Annotated in this window: 30 protein-coding genes, 1 tRNA gene and 1 pseudogene; 12 read left to right on the forward strand and 20 right to left on the reverse strand. The window is 66.9% G+C overall.

Annotated elements, in window-relative coordinates; translation table 11 throughout:
• The 3 genes and pseudogenes from ON19_RS25210 to ON19_RS25220 all read right to left on the reverse strand — a co-directional run.
• A pseudogene (locus ON19_RS25210) lies at positions 1–487 on the reverse strand (hypothetical protein); the annotation flags it as partial.
• A gap of 248 nt (positions 488–735) precedes the next feature.
• Positions 736–1,170, reverse strand: coding sequence for an effector binding domain-containing protein (locus ON19_RS25215; RefSeq protein WP_043697910.1), 435 nt, complete (start codon positions 1,168–1,170; stop codon positions 736–738).
• Complete coding sequence (locus ON19_RS25220) at positions 1,167–1,610, reverse strand: GyrI-like domain-containing protein (RefSeq protein WP_043698209.1); 444 nt, start codon at positions 1,608–1,610, stop codon at positions 1,167–1,169. Before ON19_RS25220 ends, ON19_RS25215 begins: the two co-directional genes overlap by 4 nt.
• A gap of 369 nt (positions 1,611–1,979) precedes the next feature.
• Between ON19_RS25220 and ON19_RS25230 the strand changes: the two genes are divergently transcribed.
• Complete coding sequence (locus tag ON19_RS25230) at positions 1,980–2,717, forward strand: uracil-DNA glycosylase (RefSeq protein WP_086006712.1); 738 nt, start codon at positions 1,980–1,982, stop codon at positions 2,715–2,717.
• A 32-nt stretch (positions 2,718–2,749) separates the two neighbouring features.
• On the opposite strand, the gene ON19_RS25235 is transcribed toward ON19_RS25230, so the two are convergent.
• The 3 genes from ON19_RS25235 to ON19_RS25245 all read right to left on the reverse strand — a co-directional run bounded on the left by ON19_RS25235 (position 2,750) and on the right by ON19_RS25245 (position 4,725).
• Complete coding sequence (locus ON19_RS25235) at positions 2,750–2,983, reverse strand: metallothionein (RefSeq protein WP_043697915.1); 234 nt, start codon at positions 2,981–2,983, stop codon at positions 2,750–2,752.
• An 89-nt stretch (positions 2,984–3,072) separates the two neighbouring features.
• Positions 3,073–3,258 (reverse strand): ferredoxin, encoded by a 186-nt coding sequence (locus tag ON19_RS25240; protein ID WP_043697918.1) that lies wholly within the window; start codon positions 3,256–3,258, stop codon positions 3,073–3,075.
• A gap of 3 nt (positions 3,259–3,261) precedes the next feature.
• A complete protein-coding gene (locus ON19_RS25245; RefSeq protein WP_083899620.1) occupies positions 3,262–4,725 on the reverse strand; it encodes a cytochrome P450 in 1,464 nt (487 codons plus the stop codon).
• A gap of 101 nt (positions 4,726–4,826) precedes the next feature.
• On the opposite strand from ON19_RS25245, the gene ON19_RS25250 reads away from it, so the two are divergent.
• Complete coding sequence (locus ON19_RS25250) at positions 4,827–5,492, forward strand: TetR/AcrR family transcriptional regulator (RefSeq protein WP_043698222.1); 666 nt, start codon at positions 4,827–4,829, stop codon at positions 5,490–5,492.
• Here the strand turns inward: ON19_RS25250 and ON19_RS25255 are convergent.
• Positions 5,476–6,102, reverse strand: coding sequence for a TetR/AcrR family transcriptional regulator (locus ON19_RS25255; protein WP_083899621.1), 627 nt, complete (start codon positions 6,100–6,102; stop codon positions 5,476–5,478). The two genes, ON19_RS25250 and ON19_RS25255, sit on opposite strands and share 17 nt — an antisense overlap.
• A gap of 306 nt (positions 6,103–6,408) precedes the next feature.
• On the opposite strand from ON19_RS25255, the gene ON19_RS25260 reads away from it, so the two are divergent.
• Complete coding sequence (locus tag ON19_RS25260) at positions 6,409–6,837, forward strand: DUF2511 domain-containing protein (protein WP_157229835.1); 429 nt, start codon at positions 6,409–6,411, stop codon at positions 6,835–6,837.
• A 285-nt stretch (positions 6,838–7,122) separates the two neighbouring features.
• Positions 7,123–7,659, forward strand: coding sequence for a hypothetical protein (locus tag ON19_RS25265; RefSeq protein ID WP_043698231.1), 537 nt, complete (start codon positions 7,123–7,125; stop codon positions 7,657–7,659).
• A 70-nt stretch (positions 7,660–7,729) separates the two neighbouring features.
• Here the strand turns inward: ON19_RS25265 and ON19_RS25270 are convergent, their stop codons facing one another.
• Genes ON19_RS25270 through ON19_RS25280 form a run of 3 tightly spaced genes read right to left on the reverse strand, consistent with a single transcriptional unit; the run spans position 7,730 to position 9,764 of the window.
• Positions 7,730–8,248, reverse strand: coding sequence for a hypothetical protein (locus ON19_RS25270; protein WP_157229836.1), 519 nt, complete (start codon positions 8,246–8,248; stop codon positions 7,730–7,732).
• A 32-nt stretch (positions 8,249–8,280) separates the two neighbouring features.
• The gene (locus tag ON19_RS39175) at positions 8,281–9,462 is read right to left on the reverse strand and encodes a DUF6973 domain-containing protein (protein ID WP_051169288.1); all 1,182 of its coding nucleotides are present in this window, start codon (positions 9,460–9,462) and stop codon (positions 8,281–8,283) included.
• Positions 9,459–9,764 (reverse strand): hypothetical protein, encoded by a 306-nt coding sequence (locus ON19_RS25280; RefSeq protein WP_043697923.1) that lies wholly within the window; start codon positions 9,762–9,764, stop codon positions 9,459–9,461. Before ON19_RS25280 ends, ON19_RS39175 begins: the two co-directional genes overlap by 4 nt.
• Here ON19_RS25280 and ON19_RS25285 point away from each other — a divergent pair.
• Entirely contained in the window at positions 9,741–10,262 is a 522-nt protein-coding gene (locus tag ON19_RS25285; protein WP_157229837.1) for a YbaB/EbfC family nucleoid-associated protein, read from the forward strand. The two genes, ON19_RS25280 and ON19_RS25285, sit on opposite strands and share 24 nt — an antisense overlap.
• A 198-nt stretch (positions 10,263–10,460) precedes the next feature.
• A complete protein-coding gene (locus tag ON19_RS25290) occupies positions 10,461–11,588 on the forward strand; it encodes an alpha/beta hydrolase (protein WP_227954610.1) in 1,128 nt (375 codons plus the stop codon).
• Here the strand turns inward: ON19_RS25290 and ON19_RS25295 are convergent.
• The gene (locus tag ON19_RS25295; RefSeq protein ID WP_218006475.1) at positions 11,577–13,016 is read right to left on the reverse strand and encodes a helix-turn-helix domain-containing protein; all 1,440 of its coding nucleotides are present in this window, start codon (positions 13,014–13,016) and stop codon (positions 11,577–11,579) included. The genes ON19_RS25290 and ON19_RS25295 overlap by 12 nt on opposite strands.
• Positions 13,017–13,300: 284 nt before the next feature.
• Between ON19_RS25295 and ON19_RS25300 the strand changes: the two genes are divergently transcribed.
• Positions 13,301–13,891: a hypothetical protein gene (locus tag ON19_RS25300; protein WP_255218409.1), complete on the forward strand. Its 591-nt coding sequence runs from the start codon at positions 13,301–13,303 to the stop codon at positions 13,889–13,891.
• Positions 13,892–13,902: 11 nt separating this feature from the next.
• Positions 13,903–15,027, forward strand: coding sequence for a radical SAM/SPASM domain-containing protein (locus ON19_RS25305; protein WP_227954609.1), 1,125 nt, complete (start codon positions 13,903–13,905; stop codon positions 15,025–15,027).
• 7 nt (positions 15,028–15,034) lie between these two features.
• Here the strand turns inward: ON19_RS25305 and ON19_RS43980 are convergent, their stop codons facing one another.
• Entirely contained in the window at positions 15,035–15,409 is a 375-nt protein-coding gene (locus ON19_RS43980) for a hypothetical protein (RefSeq protein WP_227954608.1), read from the reverse strand.
• On the opposite strand from ON19_RS43980, the gene ON19_RS43985 reads away from it, so the two are divergent.
• Complete coding sequence (locus ON19_RS43985; protein ID WP_227954607.1) at positions 15,408–15,692, forward strand: RNA-binding protein; 285 nt, start codon at positions 15,408–15,410, stop codon at positions 15,690–15,692. The genes ON19_RS43980 and ON19_RS43985 overlap by 2 nt on opposite strands.
• Here the strand turns inward: ON19_RS43985 and ON19_RS25315 are convergent.
• Positions 15,689–16,615, reverse strand: coding sequence for a carbohydrate kinase family protein (locus tag ON19_RS25315; protein WP_043697935.1), 927 nt, complete (start codon positions 16,613–16,615; stop codon positions 15,689–15,691). The two genes, ON19_RS43985 and ON19_RS25315, sit on opposite strands and share 4 nt — an antisense overlap.
• 4 nt (positions 16,616–16,619) lie before the next feature.
• Positions 16,620–17,087 carry an NUDIX hydrolase gene (locus ON19_RS25320; protein WP_051169289.1) on the reverse strand — a complete coding sequence of 156 codons (468 nt, stop codon included), beginning with the start codon at positions 17,085–17,087 and terminating at the stop codon, positions 16,620–16,622.
• Between the two features lie 218 nt (positions 17,088–17,305).
• Between ON19_RS25320 and ON19_RS25325 the strand changes: the two genes are divergently transcribed.
• Positions 17,306–17,494: a hypothetical protein gene (locus ON19_RS25325; protein ID WP_043697938.1), complete on the forward strand. Its 189-nt coding sequence runs from the start codon at positions 17,306–17,308 to the stop codon at positions 17,492–17,494.
• Positions 17,495–17,500: 6 nt separating this feature from the next.
• The gene (locus tag ON19_RS25330) at positions 17,501–17,704 is read left to right on the forward strand and encodes a hypothetical protein (RefSeq protein ID WP_043697941.1); all 204 of its coding nucleotides are present in this window, start codon (positions 17,501–17,503) and stop codon (positions 17,702–17,704) included.
• Positions 17,705–17,885: 181 nt separating this feature from the next.
• On the opposite strand, the gene ON19_RS25335 is transcribed toward ON19_RS25330, so the two are convergent.
• The 6 genes from ON19_RS25335 to ON19_RS25360 form a co-directional block, all read right to left on the reverse strand.
• Positions 17,886–18,257 (reverse strand): hypothetical protein, encoded by a 372-nt coding sequence (locus ON19_RS25335; protein ID WP_157229838.1) that lies wholly within the window; start codon positions 18,255–18,257, stop codon positions 17,886–17,888.
• A 223-nt stretch (positions 18,258–18,480) separates the two neighbouring features.
• A tRNA-Ala gene (locus ON19_RS25340) sits at positions 18,481–18,556 on the reverse strand.
• An 88-nt stretch (positions 18,557–18,644) separates the two neighbouring features.
• Positions 18,645–19,730 (reverse strand): divisome protein SepX/GlpR, encoded by a 1,086-nt coding sequence (gene sepX / locus ON19_RS25345; protein ID WP_043697947.1) that lies wholly within the window; start codon positions 19,728–19,730, stop codon positions 18,645–18,647.
• Between the two features lie 261 nt (positions 19,731–19,991).
• Positions 19,992–20,642 (reverse strand): GNAT family N-acetyltransferase, encoded by a 651-nt coding sequence (locus ON19_RS25350; protein WP_043698246.1) that lies wholly within the window; start codon positions 20,640–20,642, stop codon positions 19,992–19,994.
• Between the two features lie 12 nt (positions 20,643–20,654).
• Positions 20,655–21,911, reverse strand: a complete 1,257-nt coding sequence (glp, locus tag ON19_RS25355; protein WP_043697950.1) for a molybdotransferase-like divisome protein Glp — start codon at positions 21,909–21,911, stop codon at positions 20,655–20,657.
• 156 nt (positions 21,912–22,067) lie between these two features.
• Entirely contained in the window at positions 22,068–23,024 is a 957-nt protein-coding gene (locus ON19_RS25360; protein WP_043697953.1) for a UTP--glucose-1-phosphate uridylyltransferase, read from the reverse strand.
• A 68-nt stretch (positions 23,025–23,092) separates the two neighbouring features.
• Between ON19_RS25360 and ON19_RS25365 the strand changes: the two genes are divergently transcribed.
• Positions 23,093–23,701, forward strand: coding sequence for a 5-formyltetrahydrofolate cyclo-ligase (locus ON19_RS25365; RefSeq protein ID WP_051169290.1), 609 nt, complete (start codon positions 23,093–23,095; stop codon positions 23,699–23,701).
• The last annotated feature ends 58 nt before the right edge of the window (positions 23,702–23,759 follow it).

A 23,759-nucleotide genomic window follows, 5' to 3' on the forward strand; every position in this document is an offset into this window, starting at 1 on the left:
CGAGCAGCCGCGCGGCGTGCAGCACGGTGCGCGAGATCGCGGCGCTCAGTTCGGCCCGGTTGGCCGCGTCCCGGGCGACCCACGCGCCCTTGGCCTCGATCACGCCGTGCGGTATCCGGTCGGCGATCATCCGGCGTAAGGTGTCCGCGCCCGGCTGACCGGCCCATTCGACCAGCGCGTGCGCCTGCCGCGCATCGGTGTACGGCCCTTGCATCCGCACCCCCGCGAGCATGTCACCGTCGGCGTCGAGCGCTGTGAAGAACAGCGACGTCGAACCACCGTCGGCGACCACGTCGTATTCGAGTGCGTGTTCGACTCCGAAACGCCGGTAAACGTCCAGCGCCCCGTCCAGATACCGGTGCCAGAGCTCCGGCTGAACGCTCGGTTCGGAGACAAAGAACGCACATTCGGATTGCGCGTCGTAATACCGCAGCACTCCCCGCCCACGGGAGTTCCTCGGCACGACTGCAATCAGATCCACAGTCATGTTGTTCCTACTCCATCGCCGCGCTGTCATGCGCGATAGTCCAGCCCGATGCAGCCCCCCGCGGCCCTGCGCCGAGATGAAGTTGCCCAGGGCAGTATCCGTCATCGGACAGGAATTGACCAGCCGTCCGGCTAATTTCCCGAAAACTTGGCGGTACATACGATATCTTCGCAGGTCAAACCATGTGCAATCAATATCGGGAATAACATGGAGACCAGTCGGTTCGGGGGTAGCTACCGTCTAGCAAGCTAAACGAGGATGGAAATGAACAGCTCGACCGACTCCGGGCCGTGCCAGATCTCGATCTCTTCACGGTAGGCGCGGGTTATCTCCGCCGAGGCCGTGGCGTCGTCGACCTGCGCCCACACGTCCTCCACCGGATCGTGATAGTCGCCGTTGGGAGCGAAACGGGCGTAAACGCCTTTCGGCACCTTCACCAAGATGTCGCCCACCGGCACGGCGTCCGGAGCGGGGTACTCGAAGCAGACCACCGCGTTGTAGTTCCCGGCCGGATCCGGCACGTACACCGTGTACATCGGATGGTCCTCGCCCGCCCGGTCGCGCAGCCGGTCCTTCAGGAACTCGATCAGGTCGCTGTTGCTGACCTTGAAGCTCGGGCGCACGCGCGGGACGACCAGCCCGCCGTAGACCGCCTCGGCACGCACCACGATCGCATAGCTCATCGCGCGTCGACCGCCAGGTACAGATCGATCTTGTAGGCGTGCGGGTAGCACTCGAAATCGCCGGTGTAGGTGCGTTTGATGTGGTTGTGTTCCTCGGCGTAGGCGATCTGCGTCCACAGGTCGGTCATCACCTGCGGGAAGTTACCGACCGAGGAGAACCGGGCATAGGCGCCGCGCGGCAGCCGAGCGACCAGGTGACCGCGGGTGACGTCGTCGAAGGACGCGCACTGATAGCCGACGATCTGGGTGTTGTAGGTGCCGAGTTCACCGGTGTAATCGGTGTAGGCGCTGGCCAGCGGCCCGCCGAGTTCCTGGTGCAGCACCGCCGCCCAAGCGGCCTCCAGATCGCGGTCCCGCAGTTCCCCGAGCGCGCGTTTGGGGCTGCGTACCGGCAGCCCGGCAACCCACGTCTCGTCCCGCTCGACGATTTCAAACTGCATGAAAAGACTCTTTCGAAGGAAGCCGGAGGTCAACCACCGCATCCGGTCGGTCGGAAACGCCATGCTACCAACCCCGACCGGGTGGTACCGATCACATATCGGCCCGGGTTGCCGCACGATCACCCCGCTGAACTGGACAGATGTCCGAAGCGGTACGGTCCGGACGGGACCGTTCGGCGAACGAGAGCGCCGTCCGGTCGCGCCGAGGCACAGTGGGCACGATCGTCCGTTTCGCCCATTCTGTGGCACCACCGAACGGAGTTCTGATGATCGAGACGCCGATCTCCGGCCGACGCAGGCGCGCCGCCGGGGGGCACCCGTACGAGCATCCAGCGGGCAGTGCCACCGATCCGGGCGGCCGGTACTGACATGTGCCGAACCATCGCCGAACTCGACGCGGCGGTCGCGGACTGCTTCGCCTGCCCGCGCCTGGTGGCGTGGCGCGAACTCGTCGCGAAACAGAAGCGCGCCGCCTTCCGCGACCAGACCTATTGGGGCAGGCCCGTCCCCGGCTTCGGTCCGGCGGACGCGCGGATGCTGCTCGTCGGCCTCGCGCCCGCCGCGCACGGCGGCAATCGCACCGGCCGCATGTTCACCGGCGACCGCAGCGGCGACGTGCTCTACGCGGCGCTGCACGCGGTGGGGCTGGCCAATCAGCCGACCGCGGTCAGCCGCGACGACGGCCTGCGCCTGCACGGTGTCCGGATCACCGCCCCGGTGCACTGCGCGCCGCCGGACAACAAGCCGACGCCCGAGGAACGAGACCGTTGCGGTCACTGGCTGGACACCGAACTGCGCCTGCTGGCCCCCACCGTGCGCTCGGTGGTGGTACTCGGCGCGTTCGGCTGGCAGGCCCTGCTCCCCGTACTGGCCCGCGCGGGCTGGGTCGTACCGCGTCCGCGACCGAAGTTCGGCCACGGCGCGCACGTGGAACTGGCCGCGACCGACGCGGGCCGACGCCCGCTGCACCTGTTCGGGTGCTATCACGTGAGCCAGCAGAACACCTTCACCGGCCGGCTCACTCCGGCCATGCTCGAGGCGGTACTCGCCGACGCGGCGGCGGCCGCCGGGCTCGAGGTGCGGCGCGGTCACGCACCGCGCGGGTGATCGGTCGCGCACCGCCGCTTCGATCCGGCGGCTCAGACGTGGTCGACCAGAGCCGGATGACCGGCTTCGTGGGCGCAGTGCGCACAGCAGAAGTAGTCGCCGCGCGCCTCGACCCCGTGGCCGAGGATGCGGCAGGAACAGTGCGTGCACGTCGGGGCCATGGCGTTGATCGCGCATTCGAAGCTGTCGAAGGTGGCGGACTCGCCGTCCCGGGTGATGGTGAACGTCTTGTCGTACTCGTTTCCGCACGTGTCGCAGGTGGCCATGGGTTTCACCGGTCCTCTCGCGTCGATGGGCAGAGCATCGCAGTTCGCGGTACCCAGCGCGGGGGGACGCAAAACGGGCCCCGGCGGCCTCAGGCCAGGCGCAGCGCCCCGACCGGGCAGCTGTCGACCACGAGCTCGAGCAGTTCCCGATCAGGCGCTGCGGCGGTGTCGGCCTGCGCGACGATCCCGTCGTCACCGACGCGGAACAAGTCGGGCGCGAGTGCTTCGCACATGCCGTGCCCGGCGCACAGGGTGCGGTCGGCGATGATCCGCATCGGTCAGATCCGTTCCAGCCGGATGGGCAGGCCATCGGCGGGCACCGGGCCGGTTCCGGCGACCAGCGGCACCTGGTAGCCCTCCGGCACGCTCCAGCGGTACCGCAACAGCATCTGGTGCACAACTGCTTTCACCGTCATGCCGCCGAAGTAGAGGCCGATGCACTTGTGCGCGCCGCCGCCGAAGGGCGCCCACGCGAAGCGGTGCGATCGGTCCTCGCGGCGGTGATCGGCGAAACGTTCCGGGTCGAAGGTGTCGGCATCGTGCCAGTACGCCTCGTTGCGCATGAGGCCGTACGTGCCGCACAGGATCAGCGTCCCCTTCGGCAGGTAGTAACCGAGGATGTCGGTGTCGGCGATGGTTTCGCGGACCTGCTGGGCCACCGGCGAATAGACCCGCAGCGCCTCCTTGAACGCGAGGTCGAGCGAGGGCAGGCGATCGAGATCGTCGTAGTCCAGCGCGGGCTTGCCCAGCGCGACGGATTCCGCGCGCAGCCGCTCCTGCCACTCCGGATGCCTGCCGAGCTCGTAGACGAGCATGGACGCGGCAATGGTGCTGGTGTCGTGGGCGGCCATCATCACGAAGATCATGTGCTCGACCACCTCGGCGTCGGTGAAGGTCTCGCCGTCGGCGGTGCTCGCCCGGCACAGCACGCTGAACAGGTCGTCGCCCTCGCCCGCGCGCTTGGCGGGCAACTCCCGGCGGAAGTGCTCCTCGAGCACCCGGCGCCCGCGCACGCCGCGGGCCCACACTCCGCCCGGCACGTTCGCCCGGATCAGCGCGGCCCCTCCGCGCACCGCGTCCTCGAAGGCGCGCTCCAGCCGTGCCGCGTCCGCGCTGAGCTCGGCGCCCGCGAAGACTTCGGTGGCCTGCTGGAGCAGCAGTTTCTTGATCGCGCGGTAGACGCGGAAGTCGTCGCCGGGCTCCCACCGCGCGATGCCACGCGTGATTCGCGGCGTGGATAGGCCCAAGTAGCCGATCAATCGCGGCCGAGTGAAGGCCTGCTGCATGATGCGCCGGTGGAAAAGGTGCTCGTCGAAATCGCGCAGCAGCAGTCCACCGCGGAAGAAGGGGCCGATCAGCCACTCCCAGCCGCGCTGCGCCGACAACACCTTGTCCCGGTCCAGCATCACCGCCTCGTACCCCTCCGGACTGCCGAAGGTGACCATCCGCCGACCGAGCATGCCCATCCACTGCACCGGACCCAAGCGATCGAATCTGTTGCGCGCGAACTGGATCGGATCGGCCAGCGCGTGCAGCGTGTATCCGATCCCGGGGAGCCCGAAGTCGCCGGGCACGGGTTTCAGCCCGCTGCCCGGTGGCGGATCGGCCAGCGGACGCACCGGCGCCGGGTAGGACGCGACCAGCCGCGCAGCCGCCCGCTGCGCGTGCCACGCCCAGGTGACCCGCGCCTGGCGGACCGCGCCGGAGACCTCGTTGATCGATTGGGGCACAAGCAGACTCATGACCGTCTTCCCTTCGCGACACTGCGATGGTTCGACGATATAGGAAACAATCGTTTCCGTAAACGTTTGTTTCCCAATAGCGGCTGTGTCAAGCTGGCGTGGTGACCCGTACCGTCAGCGGCACCTACCGCGGAGCCTCCACGGCCGAGCGCCGCGAGGATCGGCGCAGGCGGCTGCTCGACGCGGCTCTGGACATCATCGGCACCCAGGGGTTGTCGGCGTTGACCGTGCGCGGCGTGTGCGAACAGGCCAAGGTCGGCCCGCGATTCTTCTACGAAGCGTTCCCCGACCTCGACGCGCTCGCCTCCGGCGTGCTGGTCGAGATCCAGCAGGCGGCGCTCGATCGGGCGAAGGCCGCGATCGCCGAGACCGCGGGCACGCCCGGCGACCGGATCCGCGCCGGGGTCGCGGCCCTCATCGTGGAACTCACCGACGACCCGCGGCGGGCGAAGGTCGCGTTCGCCCAGACCTACGGGGACGAGGCGCTGATGCGCAGCCGGTTCGCGGGCATGCGCCAGGTCGCCGACGTCATCATCGAGCAGACCCGTCTCGTGTTCGAGCTGCCCGAAGGACAGGACACCGCGATCGCCGCGACCTCCCAGCTGATCACCGGCGGCGCGGCCGAACTGGTACTGGTCTGGCTGGACGGCGGACTCGACATCGACCGGGACGGGCTGATCTCGCTGCTCGCCGACTACACCGTGGCCATGATCGATCGGCTGCCCGCGGTCGCCGGACGGCTGTCCGGCCTCACACCAGATTCTTGATCAGCGCGGACATCAGCGGCTCGCGCAGCCCGGGCAGCGCGGCGAAATCGTCCGCGACGACGCGATTGGTCGCCAACGAGACGACCGCGCCGATCACCGCCTCGCCCACCAGCTGCTGATGCGGCCGGGTCGCCCCGAGCGCCGCGGCGAACCCGTCCACCAAAGTGGCCTGGGCCGCAAGCCGCCGCTCCAGCACCGGCCTTCCCGCCGCGTACACCTCCACCAGGAAAACCCTCGCGACCTGCGGCTCCTGCGCCAAGGTAGCGAAGTACGCGTCGAGTGCGCGATCCATCCGTTCGAGCGGAGTGCCGTCGCCCGCGAGCGCGCCCGCGATGCGGGTCATCACGATCTCCACGGCCATGTCGTAGGCGGCGAGGAAACACGCCTCTTTGTTCGCGAAATGCTGATAGAAGGTCATCCGCGAGACCTCCGCGCGCTTCAGCACATCCGCCACCGTCGCCGCCGCGTACCCCTTGTCCGCGGCGGCCTCGATCATCGCCACCAGCATGCGGGCCCGCTGCGCGGCGACCACGTCTTCCGGGGCGATCCCGTGGTTTCCGCCGTGCAGTTTCCCGCCCGCCCGCGCCTTCAGCAACGATCCTCGCTCCACGCTCCGATGCTAAGCACTCGCGCGGTCGCGCGAGTGCGGAAACACGGTCGCCTGTCTTCGCCGCCCTGCCCACCGGTCCGGGACGGGTGCAGGTCGACGTGACCACCGACTTCCCCCACATGTCGGCTTCCACCGTGGAGATCCGGATCCGCTGAGCCACTGCACGCGGCCGATGTCGTCAAAGTCCTCTTGCCGGGCGGGGTGGGGTCACGTCGGCACCAAACCCCTGGCGCTACAGTGGCTTCGGTCGGTAGGCTTCCTGCCGAGCGCACGGGGACAGCGCGACCGCAGAGGGGGGAGACGCGGATGACCGTGTCGGCAGGACACACGGATCTCGGTACTCGGCCGGGAAGAGCCCGCCGAGCACTGCTCACATGTCTCATCGCCGGCGCTTTGGCGTCCAGCGCATGCGGCGGCGGCTCGGGACCGAAGAACCCCCCACACCCGACACCGTCGCCTCTACCACCACCCACCTCCAACAGCCAGGCGATCCGCAGCGAGAACCTGGGCTACCTGTGGCCGCTGACCGTCGATCACGGCACCCTGGAATGCCGTCCCGGCGATCAAGCCGTGTTCATCGCCCCGGACGGCACCGCCTACGCCTTGAACGGCAACGCGTCCGACGCCGGCGTGGCCGACATCGAGCCCCTGCGCGCCACCGGCGCGGGAAACGACAAGATCAGCCTCGGAGCCATGCGGACCAAAGCCCTCTCCCTCTGCCACCAGCACGGCTGAGCAAATCCGTGCGCACCCCATGGTCAGCGCATCGCGGTATGCGGACCGAACGAAGCGACCGGCAGGGCTCGGCGTAGGGGAAGACGGGCAGCGCGAGCCTGCTGTGGCAGATTCGCGAAAGTAGGCGGGTGATGGCGATGCGTGGGCGGTGCCCGGCTCCTAGACTGGGGAACTGCGGCACGGTCGACCGTCGAAGGGCTCCGGCAATTCCACGATCGGCATAACTCGAAGTCCCGATCCGGCATGGGCCGGTACATCCGGCCCGGTTTCATGGAGGAGGGCCGCATGCCCGATCCGTTCCATATGCGCGTCTGTCTACTCGGCGAGGGTTGCGTCTGCCCCACGGTCACCCTGTTCCTGGCCCCGGAGCCACTGATCCCCGGCGGCAACATGCTGCACCTGCTCGAACAGGCCCCGCTCTCCGACGAGACCGGCGCCCCGACACCCGACGCCGAGCTGATCGACTTGGTCCAGAGCGAGCCGGCTCCCCCCGATCGAGGGGTCCGCACCGAACTCCAGGTGTTCCACACCGACCGCCCCGACCCACACCAGATCCACGCCATCCTGCACGACCAGCACATCACCGCCGCCGCCCCGATGGGTCTGGACCTCAGCGACCCCGCCGAACTGGTCCGCCTGGCCCTACTCCCCGAACATCCCATCGGCTACCGCCGCATCGACGACTTCCAACAGGAAGCCACCTCCCGCGCCATGCTCGCCGTCTACCGCCTCTTCGAAGTAGACCAACGCGTCCGCCTCACCTACCACGGCTTCGCCGACCCGACCACGGGCTGGTTCGCTTTGCGCACAGCGATCGCCTGAGCGCGATCGATTCTGTCGTGCATAGCCGCACCCGCCGCTCTTCGATCCCCGGGCCACGAGTCGACAGCGGTCAGGAGAACTCCTCGATATCCAGGACCCAGACCGGACCGCTGGACAACGGTCCGTCCTGCCGCGTCTCCCGCGCCCGCACGACGGAATCGGGCGTCGCATATTTCTTGGCGCGCACACTATGGCGCGGCAGCTTGTCGTCGAAGGCGTAAACGACCTTGCCATTGAGCACGAAAACTTGGATCGCGGAATCCGAATCCTGGGGCAGCCCTCTCCACTCGAGATCCTCGGTCCCGAGCGTGGCATTCACCTTGTCCTCCGACACCGGCGAATAGAAGCTGTACATCCGGTCCCACGCCCCGATTCCGATCTTCGAATCGGTGACGACATCCCCCAGCCGCGCGGTGCCCCGCGTATCCCGCACACGATCGAAAGCCGCCGCCAGCGCAGGATTCTCGTCCTCGACGGTCACACTCTCACCCACGAAGGGGAGCCGGCATCCAGCGGCAACCGCGACAACCGCCGCCAGCCCGAGAACGCTCAGTGCCCAACTGGTAATGGTTTCCGTACTGGTTCGCATGAGTCTCCGATGTTCGAGTGAGGTAGTCGGCGCTACTTGGGCGAAGGTCGATCGTTCGGCAACGGTGTGCCGGGCAGGAACTGCGGGTTCTTGTCGAATTCGGCCGAATCGACAGCTTGCCCCTCCCCGGCCTGGTTGGTGAAGCTGAGGCGCTGATTCTGATTGATCAGAACGGTGTCGCCGCGCTCGACAGCGTCCTTGACGAGATCTTGCAGCTCTTCTTGGCCAGCATCGGGATTCGCCAGCGCGATCTTGCGGCCGATTTCGTTGTTGTAGAGGTCCATCGCCTCACGAACCGCAGCGTTGTCGGGACGACCTTCGTGCTTGGAGGTGTACTCATTGGTCCAGTCCTCGCCGAATTCCTGCGTCATCAGGGCGTTCCAGTACGCGTGCCGGAAGGCGTCGGTGTGGTTGTCCTGGGTGTTGTCGTTGGGGAACAGCGAATTGGCGGTGTCTTCAGCCTCCGTCTTGAGGTTGTAGAACCTGATCTTGTCGCCGAGGCTGAGTTGTTCGAGCATGGCGGCTTCGGCCACCGTCACATTCTGCGGTTCGAACCCGGGCTTCAAGCCCATGAGAGTCGCCAGCGTTCCGTCCGGCCACTCCACCATGCCGCCTGGGTCGGCCTCCACCTGATAGTCCGTCACGATCCGCTCGAGTTCGGCTCCGGGCGGGATCGGAACGTCGGCAAAGGCGTTCTCGATGGCCTTGCGGGCATTCTCCGCAGCGTCGGCGGCAGCCTGGAGCGCGGCGACAATGTCCGTTTGGTGCTGCTTGGCGATCGCGCGCAAGACGAAGTCCGCCATGGCCCACGAAGTGTCGGACTGGCTCAGCAGCCAAGCCAATGTCGTGTCGTCATAGCCGACGGCACCGCTTTCCGCGACGACGAACTTCTGCTCCTCAGCGGTCGCAATAGCGTTCACCGCAGTGGTTTTCGCGAAGCCGAGGATGTTCCCGATCAGGGAACTCGCTTGTTCGCCTTTTTCGAATGCGGTAGCCACTTTGGACATCGAGGACAGCGCTTCTGTTCCCTTGTCGCGCATGGCGTCGCTCGCGGGGCCGCGCCAGAAGCCGGGCGAATCGGCGAGTTGCCGGGAAACCGCGCCGTGTTCGTCGGAGATCGCTTTGACTCCGCGGCCCCACTCCGAACCCTGCTCCGCCAGAGGTGCGACGTTCCAGCTGCGAATCTGCGACTTGGTCGGTGGCAGCGAACTCATCTGGGCGGGTCCTCGACGGATTCGAGTGCGCCCGCGTTGATCCGGTCACGGTTGTTGTACTCGGTGATGCTGATGCCCGCCTTATCCGCGATTTCGGTCAGCTGAGCATTGACACCCCGCAGGCTCGCACCCGCGCGCCAGCCCGCCTTCATGAAGGCGTGCCCGAGACCGGAGCCGGGCAGCGCCTGCTCGATCGCGGCGATGAAGCTGCTGGTCGGTACCCCCGCCAGCGCATCGCGAGACTGGTTCAGCGCGCCGATCATGCCTTCGACAGCGGCTTGATCGACATAGAGCTCGGTCATGAATCCCTCCCCTGGAAACGGCTATTCTATGGCGACTCTATTGGAGATGTGGGAGGGGGTCCGAAGGTGTATCCGATCAATGGGGACATCGATCCGATAACCAACCGGATGGATGCGGTGCGGCGAGCGCTGCTGACCGATCGCGCCAGCGCAGGCCGATATGGAGTCACCGTCGAAGTCGGCGCGGACGGAACCTTGGCGGCGGTTCGAATCGACGACAGCGTGACGCCGTACGGAGCCGAACTCGGCAAGCTGATCACCGATTTGGCTCGAGAAGCCCTCGAGGAAGCTCGCGCCAACGTGCGCGATCGCTTGGCCGAATTCACCGAGGATCCCCGCATCGAGGCTGTGCGGGAAACATTGCATACCGCCGTAGAACGCCCGTATCCCGCCGAGCCCCAACCACTCCGCCGCCCCGTGCCGGTGAAAGAGGACGAGCTCACCGAGGAAGAGTTGATCGAACTGAACGAGCAGCGCAACCGAAGTTTCTTTCGCTGAGGACAACACCGCTCGGCGCCCCACCAGCTGACCGCTGGGATCGAGCCCGAGTCCCCGGTCACAGGGACGGAAAAACAACGTTCCAGTAGGGGACGTAAGGAGCAAAAATCCCCAAGCTTTTGACCTGGGGATTTTGTGAGTGGGCTTCCTGAGGTCGCAGTCAACAATGAAACCCCTGGTCAGGCACTTGTGCAGTTGGTGGCCGACGCGAAGCATCGTGTTCAGGACGGAGTGCCACCTCGGGGTTTGACTAACGCCTCACCGAAGCGGATGCGCCGGCTGTCCGAGGAGGAGCGGACATCGCTGGCAGAACGCACCACATTGCCCGCCACCTGCGCCCGGAACGAGGCTGACGGGCCGACACGCGCCCGGATGGCCTCCCAAGCCCAACACCCGGGCCGGTCGGGCGAAACAGAGCGAATCCGCGCCGTGGTGCGGATCTGCGCTCTCGTCCTACATCGTAAGCGCCGCCTGGTCGCGGGCGCGCACCTCTGCTTCACTGATTCGGTGCCCTCAGCCAGCGCCACCAACCAAATCCGCACACTCGACGGCCTCCACCTTGCAGCCACCCTCGCCACTCCTGAGCAGCCAGCGGCGCGTGCCGTCCTGCTAATACATGGCGGGGGCGTCACCCGCGAGGAGGGCGGCTTCTTCACTCGCCTGGCGGCGGGCCTGGCCGATGTCGGCATCGCCTCGCTCCGCTTTGATCTTCGTGGTCATGGCGAGAGCGAGGGCCGACAAGAGGAGCTGACACTTTCCACCATCCTGAACGACATCCGCGTCGGTCTGGCGCACCTCCGAGAGGCTACCGGCGCGGACGAGCTGAGCCTCTTGGGTGCGAGCTTCGGCGGTGGCATCTGCGGCTACTACGCCGCCAAGCGTCCGGACGAACTGGCGCGGCTGGTCCTGCTCAATCCGCAGTTCGACTACAAAAAGCGGACTATCGACACCCGGCCGTACTGGGCGGACGACGTCATCAACGACGAAGCCGCACGTGAGCTGAACGAGACCGGCGCCATTCAGTTCACCCCGACGCTCAAGCACGGCCGCCCGCTCTTGAACGAAGTGTTTTGGTTGAAGCCGAATAAGGTACTTGGCGAGATCAAGACGCCGACCCTCATCGTCCACGGCAACGCCGACACGCTGGTGCCGATCGACGGCTCGCGCGCTGCGGTCTCTCAGTTCACCGCACCTGTCGAACTGGTGGAGATCGACGGTTCGCAGCACGGCTTCGCCGTCCACGATGATCCGCAGTATCTCAACCCCAAGAGCCAGGAGTATCAAGCCGAGGTCATCGGCATCGTGGCGCAGTGGCTACGGCATTAGGACATCGTTGAGCATCCGGACACTCGGCCGGTTGCGCCACGGGTCGAGTGCCCGAACGACTTCGACCACCACGTTCATGGTGCGCTCGGATCTGGTTTCCCTGGCTACTGTGACCGCCGTGGCGGCAACGGTCGCCGCTTCATCGGGTTCACCGCCGAGCGCCAGCGCCTTGGCTTGCCGAGCCCCGAACAGGCCGCTGTCGCGCTTGGAGAGGGTGCCGCCCGCCAGCACATCACCGAACAGCTGCACGGCCTGGTGCGGCTTGCCCGCTTCGGTATAGCAACAGGCCGAACGCACGAGCAGCGTGCTCTGTTTGAAGTAGGCCCCGAGCGCATCGCCACCGGCATCCTCGGCAGCGGATAACAACTGCTGAGCGTGGACGAGATTCTGTTCGACCGCGGCCAGCGGTTCGCCGGTCATAGCAAGGCCCAGCGCTTCCTGCTGTACTACCTCAGCCTGAGCACGAGGCGGGAGCTGCCACGGTCCGGTGCTGGCGGCCTGCGCCAAGGACAACACGGTGCCCGCATCCTGCGTGTCGTAGGCCATTTGGGACTTCTTGAGCAGGACGTAGCCCTGGAGCGGCAAGCTGCCCGCTGCCTGCGCCCACTCCATTGCCCGGTCGTACAGGAACGTCGCGGTTAGCGGATCGTGCAGGTCGCGGTAGAGCCAGCCTGCAAATTCGGCACCATCGGCCCCGACCTCCAGTAGCTGACGCCGAATCTCGGGCTTGGCATCGCGACTATGCCGGCGAATGGCCCCGAGTACGCCAAGGACGAGCGGGAGCGCCGCCGCAGGGCCGAGAGTGCCATCGTCCGCCTTGCATCGGACGAGCTGCTGGCGGAAAAAGTCCACCACAGGCCCGTCGAAGTAGCGATGCGCGTTGTCCAGCGCCGCGCCGACCCGCTGAAGCTCGTCGGCACTACCGACCGGAGGTGTATCGGCTCCATCCGACGCCAACCAGCGGGCCAGCAGTAGGGCGTTCTCGCCTGCCCCGCGCGGGACGGCTGGCTGCGCTGCCGTCACACCGTCGACGGACGGTGGCACTTTGAACCACAGCAGCTCGTCCGGGATGCCGAGGATCTGTGCCCACCGCACCAACTTCGAGAGCTGTTCGGGCGCCGCTCCTTTCTCGATGCGGCTGAGCTGCGCCTGGGTTAGTTCGAGCCAATTGGCGACAAGCTCCTGCGGCAGTGGTCGGCCGTGGTACGGATGCGTCCGATAAGCGAAGATCACTCGGCCCATGTGCCAGGTCGCGAGGGCATCACGGATCTGGTCGGTCTGCCAGAAATCACCGGAAACGCTCGGCGGCTGTTGCCGCTCACCGCGAGATGCAGATTCGCAGGGAGCGCAGAGAGGTTCGGGGTTGTAGCGATTCAATCTGGAACCGCATCGGGCGCAGTAGCGCTGCTCCTGGGATGCCCGTTTCATGGTTTGTTCCCCTGGGGTCTCTTGGGCGTTGGTGCGCCGTTTGCCCTGGTCGCGTGACCGTATCAGGGCTTCGCATCGGCCGCTATACGTTTCATACATAGCGCGTATGCCCCCGCGTCGTGGCCGTTTTCGCGCAGTCGGCTGACCCTTACCCAGTCACCCAAAGGTCCACTAGGGAAAGGGGGTAGGCCGTGGCATTGTCCCTCGTCGTTCCGATTTTCGGGCCACCAGCCGCTGGCAAAACGACCCTGACACTGCGTCTCGGATCGGCGTCAGGGCGCCGGGTGTTCCGGCTGCGCGAGCACGTCTCCAAGGAGGTGCTGGCCGCGACAGCGACCAGCAGCGAACAACTCGGCTGGATCGACGAGTTCACTGTGGCCGAGGCGCTGCGCTCCTACTTCAACGCTGCCCACGACGACCCCGACGTCCATACCGTCCTGCTCGACAACTTTCCGGGCTCGGCCAACCAGGTCGACCAGCTCCTGATCACGCTGTGGATGTTGACCCCGACGCCACATATCGAAGCCATCGAAGTGGTCACGGACGTAAGGACGCTCAAGCAGCGGGCCAGAAACCGTAAGGTCTGCCACCGCTGCGAGCGTGACCCGATCTCCGATCCGCGGTTGCCGGCGATTCCGAGCAACGACGACCCGTGGCAGTGCGCCCACTGCGGCGGCCTCCTGCATCCCCGCCGTGGTGATTCACCCCGGCTGCTCAAAGCCCGGATGCAGCGCTACCACCACACGGCAGCCGGAATCCGAGCAGGCTTTACCGACTCCGGGATCACCGTCACCCAGCTCGACACCACCAACACGATCGACGGAGCAGCGGAACTGCTTGCCCCGCTTCTTATCTCACGGAGCAGATCACTATGACGACTGTCCCCTTGCCGACGCCCGGCCTCCGAGGTGATGGCTACGGCCACGCCCGCATGCCGCGCCGGATCGACCTCCCCGCGCCAGAGCGCATCGACCGCGTGGCCTACGGCCGATTCCGCAACGTCTACCTCTACATCACCGAAGCCTGCCAACTGCGCTGTGAGCACTGCTACATGGGCGAGCGGCTGGAGCGGGCGCTCAAGATGCCACTGCCGAAGATCGCCGAGACGCTGACCACCTGGCGCAAGTTGGGCGGCAGCAAGCTCACCCTCCTCGGCGGCGAACCGACGCTGCATCCGTACTACTGCGAAGCTGTGCGACTCAGCCGCCAGCTCGGCTATGAGCACGTCATCACCACGACGAATGCTCAGAAATCCGCGCTCAAGAGGTTCCGGCAACTGGCGCCAGACGACTTCGCCTACGTGCAGGTCAGCTTGGACGGTGGCAGCCGAGAGACGCACGACGCCGTGCGCGGCGCCGGCACTTTCGACGACGCGATGGAGACCACGCGCGAACTGGCCGAGCGCGGCTTCGACACCCGGATCATCTGCACGGTGAACAAGGCCAATGAACGAGATGTGTTGCAGCTGCTCGACATCGCGGACGTGCTGGGCGTCAGCCTAGTGAAGTTCCACGTCTTCTCGACCATCGGCACCGGTCACGGCAACGCCGAGATGGCGATGACGCCGCCGGAATGGGTGACGTTCTGCGATCGGCTCAATCAGGTTGCGCCGGAATACAGAACACGGGTCTGGTACCAACCGACCTACGCCCGGCGCGACCAGATGGAGCGCTACGCGGCCGAGGGCTACCAAGGGTGCATCGGCCGAACGTTGGACCGGATCTCGATCTTCCCGGATGGCCGCTGCTACGTCTGCTCGTATCTGTTCGACACCGACCTGTACTTCGCCCAGATGGTCGACGGGCACATCCAGCTCAACCACAACTCGAACGAATTCGATCTGTTCACCAGCGCACTGGCCGAAAGCACCTGCGGCGGCTGCAAAGCCAGCGCTTGCATGGGCGGCTGCCCGGCCGAAGAACTTGTGATGGGCAAAGCCTCCTGCGAGGCAGACGACGACATCGTGCCGGTCTGCCGCCTTTGGAAGTCCAGCGCCAAACCCGAAGAGTGAGGAAGCCTCAATGGACGACATGGACCGGATCGCCGAAAATCTGTGCTGGATCGACTGGAACGACATCGACGACGTCGAACTCAATTGCCGTGAAGCCCTGAATGAACTCGCGGCCGAACCCCGGATCGTGCGCATGCGACTGGAGCAGCTGCCCGATCGACCGGAACTGCTTGCCCTGTGCGAGCACTACGACATCCTCGACAAGATCGTGCTGCACACCGATGACGATCACGGCGTGCGTATCCGGCTGCACTTCTTCTTGCCCGGCTACTTCGACCGGCCACACAACCACCGCTGGTCCTACGCCAGCCGCATCTTGCGCGGACAGTATCGGCACTACCTCTTCGGGAATGCCGAGGTAGACGAGCACATCGAGCCCCATGAAACTGCCGGTGCTGCAGGCGCGGGAGGAACCGGTGGGCACGACCTACGCCCTGCACCACACGATGGTTCACGCCGTCGTGGCCGAGCCGTACACGGTGTCGCTGGTAATCCGCGGCCCGGCGATCAAGGACAAGTTCCTGGTGATGGACCGCAAGACGGGCGAGGCGTGGTGGCAGTACGGCGCGACGCAGGAATCGGCGGAAGATGCGCTCCGCAAGCGGATGACGCCCGCCAGGTTGCAAGAGCTTATCGGCCGCCTGGACGAGTGGCAGTTGTTCTAGCTGGCGACGGACTGCGGGCGTGAGGCGATGACCGCCCGTAACTCGTCCAAGCTCGGCAGCGGGGCACTCTGGTGTCGTGCGCACCGGAATGCCCCGCTGGCCGATCCAAGCAGCATGCCACGATGCATCGACCATCCCGACCGCAGGCCGTAGAGCAGCCCCGCCGAGAAAGCGGCCCCTGCACAATGGGTGTGCCGAACTTCCACTGGGAAGCTGGGCGCGGACACCGTTTCCGATCTGCTGACCGCAATCGCGCCGAATGCTCCAGCCGTCACGACCACCCAGGCCGCGCCGGTCTGGACCAGCAAGGATCGCGCTACCTCCGGCGCCGCGGCGTGGGCGGCATCATCGACGTTGGTTTGGATCACCAGCCCTGCGCACCCACGGATGGCGGACGCCATCGCCTGTGAAAGTTCGGAGCCGCCCAGATTGAGCAGCATCGGCACCTCGACTGCGCGGCCGGCCTCGATCACCCGGAGCGCTGCCCGCTCTATGAGCTGATAGCAGTCCAGGTAGAGAAACGATGCACTGGCGATCGGCGACAAGTCGGCGCGCTCCAGACTGCCAACCACGGCGGGCAGGTGTGCAAACCAGGTCCGGGTGTGATCGTCGTCGGCTGCCACGACGACCCGTGGCGTGACGACCTCTGAACGGATCGCAAAGGCACGTTCGACGCGGCGCTCCTCCAGCCATCGGCGAACGTACTGGCCTTGCTCGTCGTCGCCGATGTCATTAGAGAGGAGCAACGAGGGCGCTCCCAGGGATGCGAGCGCCGCCGCTGTCATCGGTCCGTCGGCCGCTACCGACCACTCAATGCTTCGGATTTCCGCCCCGTGGTTCGCTGCCGGAAATCGGGGCAGGTTCCACAGCTCCGCCAGCGCCAAGTAGCTGACGCACACCACCGGGCCGGACTGGAGCGTCATAGCTCTACCAGCCGTAGACCGAGAACGGCGTGCCCTCGGCGATGTGCTTCATCGCGGCCCGGCAGTAGTCGATCATGCGATCGGGCGGAGTGTCGAGCGCGAACCAGTCGAGCGCGCTGCACTTGTCGGGCTCACAGTTCGTCGGCTCGCCCTGCCAGTTCGTCACAGTGAAGAAGATCGCCATGCGGCCACCGGACGACGAGTTGTGCATGAAGTGGCTGAACTGCACGTCCTCCGGCTTGATCGTCACGCCGATCTCCTCGGCGGCTTCGCGGATCAGAGCGGTGACGACGGATTCGCCTGCCTCCAGGTGGCCGGCGGGCAGGTGCCATGCGCCGTCCTCGAACCCGGTGTTGGAGCGCTGCCCGTAGAGCACGGTGTCACCGCGGCGCAGGACCAAGTGAACGTCGGCAGTTACCTTGTGCCGCAGCGGCTTTGCATCCGGGATGGTCTCGGTTGCTGTACTACTCACACATGCTTCCTTTCGTTTAGCTGTTGTTGTTGATGCCGCGCCCCGGCGGCTGAAGCTCCTGAAGCGCCCCGAGCCTAATGCGCGGCCAGCTTGCCGAATATGCGCCGGACGCATACCCGCGGGGCAACCGCCGGTATAGAACCGTTCGGCCACCCGGACCAGGCTCGACCCTGGGGCCGCCCTGTAGTGGCCCGGTCGCCAACGGGAGGAACCGGGAGATGACGGAAGACCTGCGGCACATTCACATTGAGTCCGGTGCGCTGCGGCTGGACTATCAGGCCAGCGCCACACAGGCCCGGAACGTGGCCGATGAACTGGCGCAGTGCTGTCCGGGTCTCACGGTGACCGTCGATGGCAACGTGCGAGCAGATCTGCCGCCGCTGCCCTGCGCGGCACTCTGGGATTGATGCTTGATGGCTACGCCAGAACCTCTGAACCGCAAGACGTTTGTTCAAGCGGACGGCATGCTGGCCGAATTCATGTGCCAGGTGCAGTTGCTCGATCTCACCGTGGAACGGGCCAGGAAACTGCTGTATATCCACCGCCATCACCATCCGGACGAATGCATCGTGCATTTGGAGGCGGCGTACCTGCTGTTGATCGAAGACGGTGACTGAGCGATGTCGCCCCTCGTCCTGATTGTGTGGGCAGCGTCGACGCTCTTCACGGCTGTGTTGTCGTTCCGAGTTGGCTACTGGTGGAAGACGACCGAGCTGCACGGTCGGCATGCGCTCGGTGCTGGTGGTCGAACACTACAAGACCATTGCTTTCACGCCGGAGTTCATCGAATTGATGCGCTCAGCCATGGAGAAGACCGTCGCTGAGAGCCAGGCCGCGACACGCCTGTATCGGAAACAACTCCAAGACCAGCTCAAGGAGCTGGACACCAAGGAGGCGAACCTGGTTGAACTGGCCGAGGACGGCGCGATGCCGAAAGCACCGATCAAGACGCGCCTGACCGAGATCCAACGCACGCGGGAGAAGCTGGCGGCCGAGCTGGGCCAGGTGGCCGAGAATCTGAATGCTGGTGTGGAGTACATCACTGCATGCTTGGAGCTGCTGCGCGATCCGCACAGTACGTACATGGGGGCCAGCGACAAGGTCCGGCGCAGCCTGAACCAGGCGATCTTCAAGCGAATCTACGTGTTCAACGAGGAGATCATCGGGCACGAGCTACAACCGGCGTTGGCCGAGCTGCGCGCCGTCCAAGCCGGAGTTGCAGCCATGCAGCGAGGAGAAGACCCAAGCAAAGCCTCGATGCTGGCACGGAGTGTGCTGAAGCGGCACGTGCCAAAAATAGAACTCGCCACCCGAAGAGGTGGCGAGTCGCTGAGGTTGGTTGAAGACCTGACCTGCGGTTTTTCTTTAGGGCAGGGCTTTAATACGGACCATATGGTGGAGCTAAGGGGAATCGAACCCCTGACCTTCTCGATGCGAACGAGACGCGCTACCAACTGCGCTATAGCCCCGTGCGGCTCCGGGGAACCGCGCTGTGACACTGTATCAGGCCGTGGTGCCAGACTCCGAATCGGTGCTCTGACCTGCGCGGACGGGAGATCACGCGCCGGCGGCGCGGCGGACGTCGCCGCTGGTGCGGGTGCGCAGGGCGCGGGCGGTGGCGGGGTCGAAGGGGTCGAGGTGGGCGAACATGGGGTCTTCGTCGTCGGGCTCGAGCAGCGTGGAGCGGCGGCGGAGGGCGCGGGCGGTGTCGCGGTCCATCGCGCCTTGCGGGGCGCGGCCGCGTCGCGTGCGGGAATCGGCTTCCCCCTGCTGGCCGCTGCCGAGGCGGGCGGCGCGCCTGCGGCGGATCTCCTCCTCCATCCGCACCTGCTTGCGCAGGTAGGCCAGGTAGGTCACCAGCACGGTGACGGCGAGTCCGCATGCCCACCACAGCAGCGAGGTGAGTACCAACGCGAGGGCGCCGGACAGGATGGCGGCCAGCAGCAGGCCGAGCACGGCGCGCTGCCGGAAGGTGTAGCGGGCGGCGCGGGCGATGGCGTCGGCCTCGGGGTCGTAGCCGCCGCGGCCACGGCGAGTGGGGACGAAATCCGGTTCCATCGGGTCGGCGTCGTCGTAATCGTCGTAGTCGTCGTACGCGTCGTAGTCCACGCGGGCGGGCACGTTCGAGCGCGCAGGCGGGATTCTGGCCGCGACCGGCTCCGGGTGGTGTGCGCCCACGCCGTCATCATCGGTCTCCGCGTCGATCTTCGCAGCGACTTCGGCGGCTTCGTCGTCGTGTTCCGACTCGTCGTCGTCCGGTGCGGCGGGCGCGAGGTCGTCGACCTCGGCGTCGTCCGTTTCGGCGTCAGCGATGTCGGATGCCGCGGTGTCGTCGGCCGCGGGCGGGTTCTCCTCGTCGGTCTCGGTGACGGGCTCGTCGGCCGGTGTCGTCATCCGGTCCTCCGCATCATCGCTGTGGGAATGCTCTCTCGGTACGCGGCGGGGCCGCCAGTTCGGATCGGTTTCGTGCCCGGCGGCCGGGCCTTTCCTGAGACGTCGTTTGCCTCCGCCGCGGTGCAGGACTCTGGTGGCCAGCGCGGCGTCGGTGGTGCGGCGGATTCTGGGGTGGCGGTCGGCGAGAATCGGAAACAGAACAAAGACCCAGAGCACGACGAGACCGATCCACAGGATCGAATTCGGCATCGCGTCAGCACCTCCGTCCCGCCAGGATTTGTCCGGCTCGGCCCGCGAGCGGGTGCGTCATACGCCCCGCGCTCGGCCGGCTCCCGTCCGCGCAGCGGCGTGGACGCCGGTCCCCTCGCAGGCTCCCTGCCGATGACGCAAGACGCACCATCGACGTCCGTAGGCTAATTCCGGGTAGCACCAAGTTCCGGCAGGCGCGCCGTGCTCATCCGCCACACCTGTCACATTTCCACCAACGCCACCGCGTTCCGGTGGCCGGTTCTACTGGAGGGTGACGCGCCCCTCTCGCACCATCCGGTCCAGGACCGTTCCGGCGAGTTCCTCGACGGTCATGCCGACCAGCAGGTGGTCCCGCCAGGCGCCGTCCACGTCGAGGTAGCGCCGCAGCAGCCCCTCCTCCCGGAATCCGACATTCCGCAGCACCGCTTGACTGGCCAGATTCTCCGGTCGCACGGTGGCCTCGATCCGGTGCAGACCCACCGGCCCGAAGCAGTGGTCGACGCCGAGCGCCAACGCTGCGGTCGCGACGCCCTGCCCGCTGAGATCTTTGGCCACCCAGTAGCCGATCCAAGCCGAGCGCAGTGCGCCGCGCACGATATTGCCGATGGTCAGCTGCCCGCTGAAAGCCCCGTCCACTTCGATCACGAGCGGGATCATCGCGCCGCGGCGGGCCTCGGCTTTCAAGCTCGACCACAGCGAGGGCCAGTTGGAGGCGTGATTGCGCGCTTCCCACGCCCCGCGGCCGGTCGGCTCCCACGGCTCGAGATGCGCCCTGTCCCGCAACCGGATCCGGCTCCAAGCGGCCGCGTCACGCAACCGCACCGGACGCAAGGTCACCTGTCCCGCGGCCACCCGGACCGGGCCCAGTCGCGCGGGCCACCCCGGATGCTGCGTGACCCGGAAAACGTTCATCGCGTCCACGACTCATCCGCGCTGTGCGAGGAAGGCGACCTGGACTTCGTCACCGGTGCGGATCTCGGTGTCGTCCGGATCGATCACGATCAGGCTGTTCGCTTCGGCGAGCGTGGCGAGCAGGTGCGAGGACGAGTTCCCGCCGCCGAGCGGCTGCACGAGGTATTCGCCGGTCGCCTCGTCCCGCATGAGCTGCGCGCGCAGGTAGCCCTTGCGCCCGGCCATGGAACTGATCGGCGTGATGGTGCGCGCGCTGATGATCCGGCGCATGGGATGCCTGCGCCCCAAAGCGATCCGGATCAGAGGCCGCACCATCACTTCGAAAACCACCAGTGCCCCGACCGGGTTGGACGGCAGCAGGAAGGTCGGCACCTCGTCGCGGCCGAGCCGGCCGAAGCCCTGCACCGAGCCGGGATGCATGGCCACGCGGGTGATCTCCAGTTCGCCGAGCCCTTCGAGCGCCTCCCGGACCTGCTCGGAGGCCCACCCGCCCACCGCGCCCGCGATGACGACCACCTCGGAGCGCACCAACTGCCCCTCGACCACGTCACGCAACCGGCGCGGATCCGAACTCACGATGCCGACGCGGTTCACGTCCGCGCCCGCGTCCCGCGCGGCCGCGGCCAGCGCGTAAGAGTTCACGTCGTAGACCTGGCCGGGACCGGGTGTGCGGTCGATATCGATCAGCTCTCCACCGACCGAGAGCACCGATAGTCGCGGGCGCGGGTGCACCAGCACCTTGTCCTGGCCGACCGCGGCGAGCAGACCGACTTGCGCGGCGCCGATGATGGTGCCCGCGCGCACCGCGACGTCGCCGGGCTGGACGTCGTCACCGATCCGCCGGACATAGTCGCCGGAGCGCACCGGCTCGTACACCTTGATCCTGGCGCGCCCGCCATCGGTGAAGTCCAACGGGAGCACCGCGTCGGCGAGGGTGGGCATCGGGGCGCCGGTGTCCACCCGGACGGTCTGGCGCGGTTGCAGGCGGATCGGCTGCCGCGAACCGGCGACCACCTCGCCGACCACGGGGAGGGTCAGGTCGACGAGATCGCCCGCCTCGTCGCGGATGTCGGCCCCGGCCGAGGCGACGTCGACGCTGCGCACGGCGTAGCCGTCGATGGCGGCCTGGTCGAAGCCGGGCAACGGCCGCTCGGTGACGACATCCTCGGCGCACAGCAGGCCCTGGGCCTCGGAAATCGCGACCCGGACCGGCCGGGGCGCGACGGCCGCGGCGGTCACCTTGATCTGCTGATCCTCAACCGAGCGCATCCAGCCCTTCCTGATTTTCTCCGCACTCCATCCGACCTCGCCTGCGCTGCGCGGGCACGCGTGATCCCGCCGCGGCGCAAGCGCATTCGCGCGCACCGCGGTGAACCATCATTCGTACCCGACGGTCCAGTCTCGGCGAAACCCCGGCCGGGTCCGTCAGTCGTCGGTCGTCAGCTGCGGATCCCAGTCCGGACCGAGGCGGTGCTGCAGCCACTCCCGCAGGGCGGGGCCGTATTCCTCTCGTTCCAGTGCGAAATCGACCGCAGCACGAAGATAACCGCCCGGGTTGCCCAAATCGTGGCGCGACCCACGGTGCACCACGACATGAACCGGATGTCCCTCGGCGATCAGCAGGGCGACGGCGTCGGTGAGCTGCAATTCGCCGCCCGCGCCGGGCTCGATGCGGCGCAGCGCGTCGAAGATCGCGCGGTCGAGCAGGTACCGGCCCGCGGCGGCGAACGTAGACGGCGCGTCGGCGAGCGCGGGCTTCTCCACCATCCCCTTGACGCGCAGCACGTTCGGGTTCACCGCGTCCGGCACCGGCGCCACGTCGAACACGCCGTACGCGCTGACTTCGTCCTTGGGGACGTCGATGGCGCACAGCACCGTTCCGCCGCGCTTGCGGCGCACCCGGCTCATCACGTCGAGCACGCCACGGGGCAGCACGAGGTCGTCGGGCAGCAGGACCGCGATGGCGTCCTCGTCGTCGTCGAGCGCCCGTTCGGCCTGGGCGACGGCGTGACCGAGCCCGAGCGGCTCCTCCTGCACGACCGAGGTGACGTCGAGCAGCCCCGGCGCCTTACGTACCTTCTCGAGCAACTGGTACTTGCCGCGCTCGGCCAGCGTGCTCTCCAGGACCAGGTCTTCGACGAAGTGCGCGACCACGCCGTCCTTGCCCGGGGACGTGACGATCACCAGCCGTTCGGCGCCTGATTCGGCCGCCTCGGCGGCCACCAGCTCGATGCCGGGGGTGTCCACCACAGGAAGAAGTTCTTTGGGCACCGTCTTGGTCGCGGGCAGGAACCGTGTCCCGAGCCCGGCCGCGGGCACCACGGCCGTGCGGAAGCACGACACCACCGAGGCGTCACCGGGCTTTCCGGCCTTTGCTGTCATACGCATACCCTATCCATCCATCACGCCGCCGGGTCGGCGTCGCGCCGGCCCGGTCCCGCGGTGAGCCTATGGTGATCACTGTGGAGATGCCCGGCGAGCGCGATAAACATGCATGGCGCATCGAACTGGTCGCCCGGCGGGGTGTGATGAGCGCCACGGAGCGGGAAAAGGAAGCGTTCGCGCTGGCCGGTGCGGTCGGCACGTTGGACGCGCGCGGGTGGGTCTGCGCGTATGTGCCGGTCGCCGGCGAACCGGGATCCACGGCGATGCTGGACGCGCTGCTCACCGAGGGTGCGCGGGTGCTACTGCCCGTCACCGGTCCGCCCGGGCCGCTGAGCTGGGCGGAGTACACCGGCACGGATGCGCTGCGCCGGGCCCGCTACGGCCTGCTGGAGCCCGTCGGGGCCGTACTTCCGCCGGATACCGTGGCCAGGGCCGAGCTCATCCTGGTCCCCGCGCTCGCGGTGGATCGCCGTGGTGTGCGGCTCGGCCGCGGTGCGGGCTATTACGACCGCACGCTGCCCGCGGCGCGGCCGGACGCCCGGCTGGTCGCGATCGTCCGGGACGACGAGCTGCTCGACCGTCTGCCCGAGGAACCGCACGATCTGCGCATGGGCTGGGCGCTCACGCCGCGCGGTGGCCTGCGGCGACTCGGCGACGATTACCCTGAGGAATGAAACACCGATTGGCGGTGTTGGCACTGTCGGCTGTAGAGTGCCAGATCGACGAACACCG

Source organism: Nocardia abscessus NBRC 100374, assembly GCF_000308455.1.
Classification (GTDB): Bacteria; Actinomycetota; Actinomycetes; order Mycobacteriales; family Mycobacteriaceae; genus Nocardia; species Nocardia abscessus.

What these genes read in the sequence shown, in the direction of transcription:
- ON19_RS25270 (WP_157229836.1), bottom strand. Translation starts at nt 8,248, where the DNA reads ATGCGAACCAGTACGGAAACCATTACCAGTTGGGCACTGAGCGTTCTC.
- ON19_RS25230 (WP_086006712.1), top strand. Translation starts at nt 1,980, where the DNA reads ATGTGCCGAACCATCGCCGAACTCGACGCGGCGGTCGCGGACTGCTTC.
- ON19_RS43980 (WP_227954608.1), bottom strand. Translation starts at nt 15,409, where the DNA reads ATGGGGCTCGATGTGCTCGTCTACCTCGGCATTCCCGAAGAGGTAGTG.
- ON19_RS25265 (WP_043698231.1), top strand. Translation starts at nt 7,123, where the DNA reads ATGCCCGATCCGTTCCATATGCGCGTCTGTCTACTCGGCGAGGGTTGC.
- ON19_RS25295 (WP_218006475.1), bottom strand. Translation starts at nt 13,016, where the DNA reads ATGAAACGGGCATCCCAGGAGCAGCGCTACTGCGCCCGATGCGGTTCC.
- glp (WP_043697950.1), bottom strand. Translation starts at nt 21,911, where the DNA reads ATGCGCTCGGTTGAGGATCAGCAGATCAAGGTGACCGCCGCGGCCGTC.
- ON19_RS25365 (WP_051169290.1), top strand. Translation starts at nt 23,093, where the DNA reads ATGGTGATCACTGTGGAGATGCCCGGCGAGCGCGATAAACATGCATGG.
- ON19_RS25240 (WP_043697918.1), bottom strand. Translation starts at nt 3,258, where the DNA reads ATGCGGATCATCGCCGACCGCACCCTGTGCGCCGGGCACGGCATGTGC.
- ON19_RS25220 (WP_043698209.1), bottom strand. Translation starts at nt 1,610, where the DNA reads ATGCAGTTTGAAATCGTCGAGCGGGACGAGACGTGGGTTGCCGGGCTG.
- ON19_RS39175 (WP_051169288.1), bottom strand. Translation starts at nt 9,462, where the DNA reads ATGAGTTCGCTGCCACCGACCAAGTCGCAGATTCGCAGCTGGAACGTC.
- ON19_RS25235 (WP_043697915.1), bottom strand. Translation starts at nt 2,983, where the DNA reads ATGGCCACCTGCGACACGTGCGGAAACGAGTACGACAAGACGTTCACC.
- ON19_RS25360 (WP_043697953.1), bottom strand. Translation starts at nt 23,024, where the DNA reads ATGACAGCAAAGGCCGGAAAGCCCGGTGACGCCTCGGTGGTGTCGTGC.
- ON19_RS25280 (WP_043697923.1), bottom strand. Translation starts at nt 9,764, where the DNA reads ATGACCGAGCTCTATGTCGATCAAGCCGCTGTCGAAGGCATGATCGGC.
- ON19_RS25245 (WP_083899620.1), bottom strand. Translation starts at nt 4,725, where the DNA reads ATGAGTCTGCTTGTGCCCCAATCGATCAACGAGGTCTCCGGCGCGGTC.
- sepX (WP_043697947.1), bottom strand. Translation starts at nt 19,730, where the DNA reads ATGCCGAATTCGATCCTGTGGATCGGTCTCGTCGTGCTCTGGGTCTTT.
- ON19_RS25325 (WP_043697938.1), top strand. Translation starts at nt 17,306, where the DNA reads ATGACGGAAGACCTGCGGCACATTCACATTGAGTCCGGTGCGCTGCGG.
- ON19_RS25215 (WP_043697910.1), bottom strand. Translation starts at nt 1,170, where the DNA reads ATGAGCTATGCGATCGTGGTGCGTGCCGAGGCGGTCTACGGCGGGCTG.
- ON19_RS25350 (WP_043698246.1), bottom strand. Translation starts at nt 20,642, where the DNA reads ATGAACGTTTTCCGGGTCACGCAGCATCCGGGGTGGCCCGCGCGACTG.
- ON19_RS25260 (WP_157229835.1), top strand. Translation starts at nt 6,409, where the DNA reads ATGACCGTGTCGGCAGGACACACGGATCTCGGTACTCGGCCGGGAAGA.
- ON19_RS43985 (WP_227954607.1), top strand. Translation starts at nt 15,408, where the DNA reads ATGAAACTGCCGGTGCTGCAGGCGCGGGAGGAACCGGTGGGCACGACC.
- ON19_RS25315 (WP_043697935.1), bottom strand. Translation starts at nt 16,615, where the DNA reads ATGACGCTCCAGTCCGGCCCGGTGGTGTGCGTCAGCTACTTGGCGCTG.
- ON19_RS25330 (WP_043697941.1), top strand. Translation starts at nt 17,501, where the DNA reads ATGGCTACGCCAGAACCTCTGAACCGCAAGACGTTTGTTCAAGCGGAC.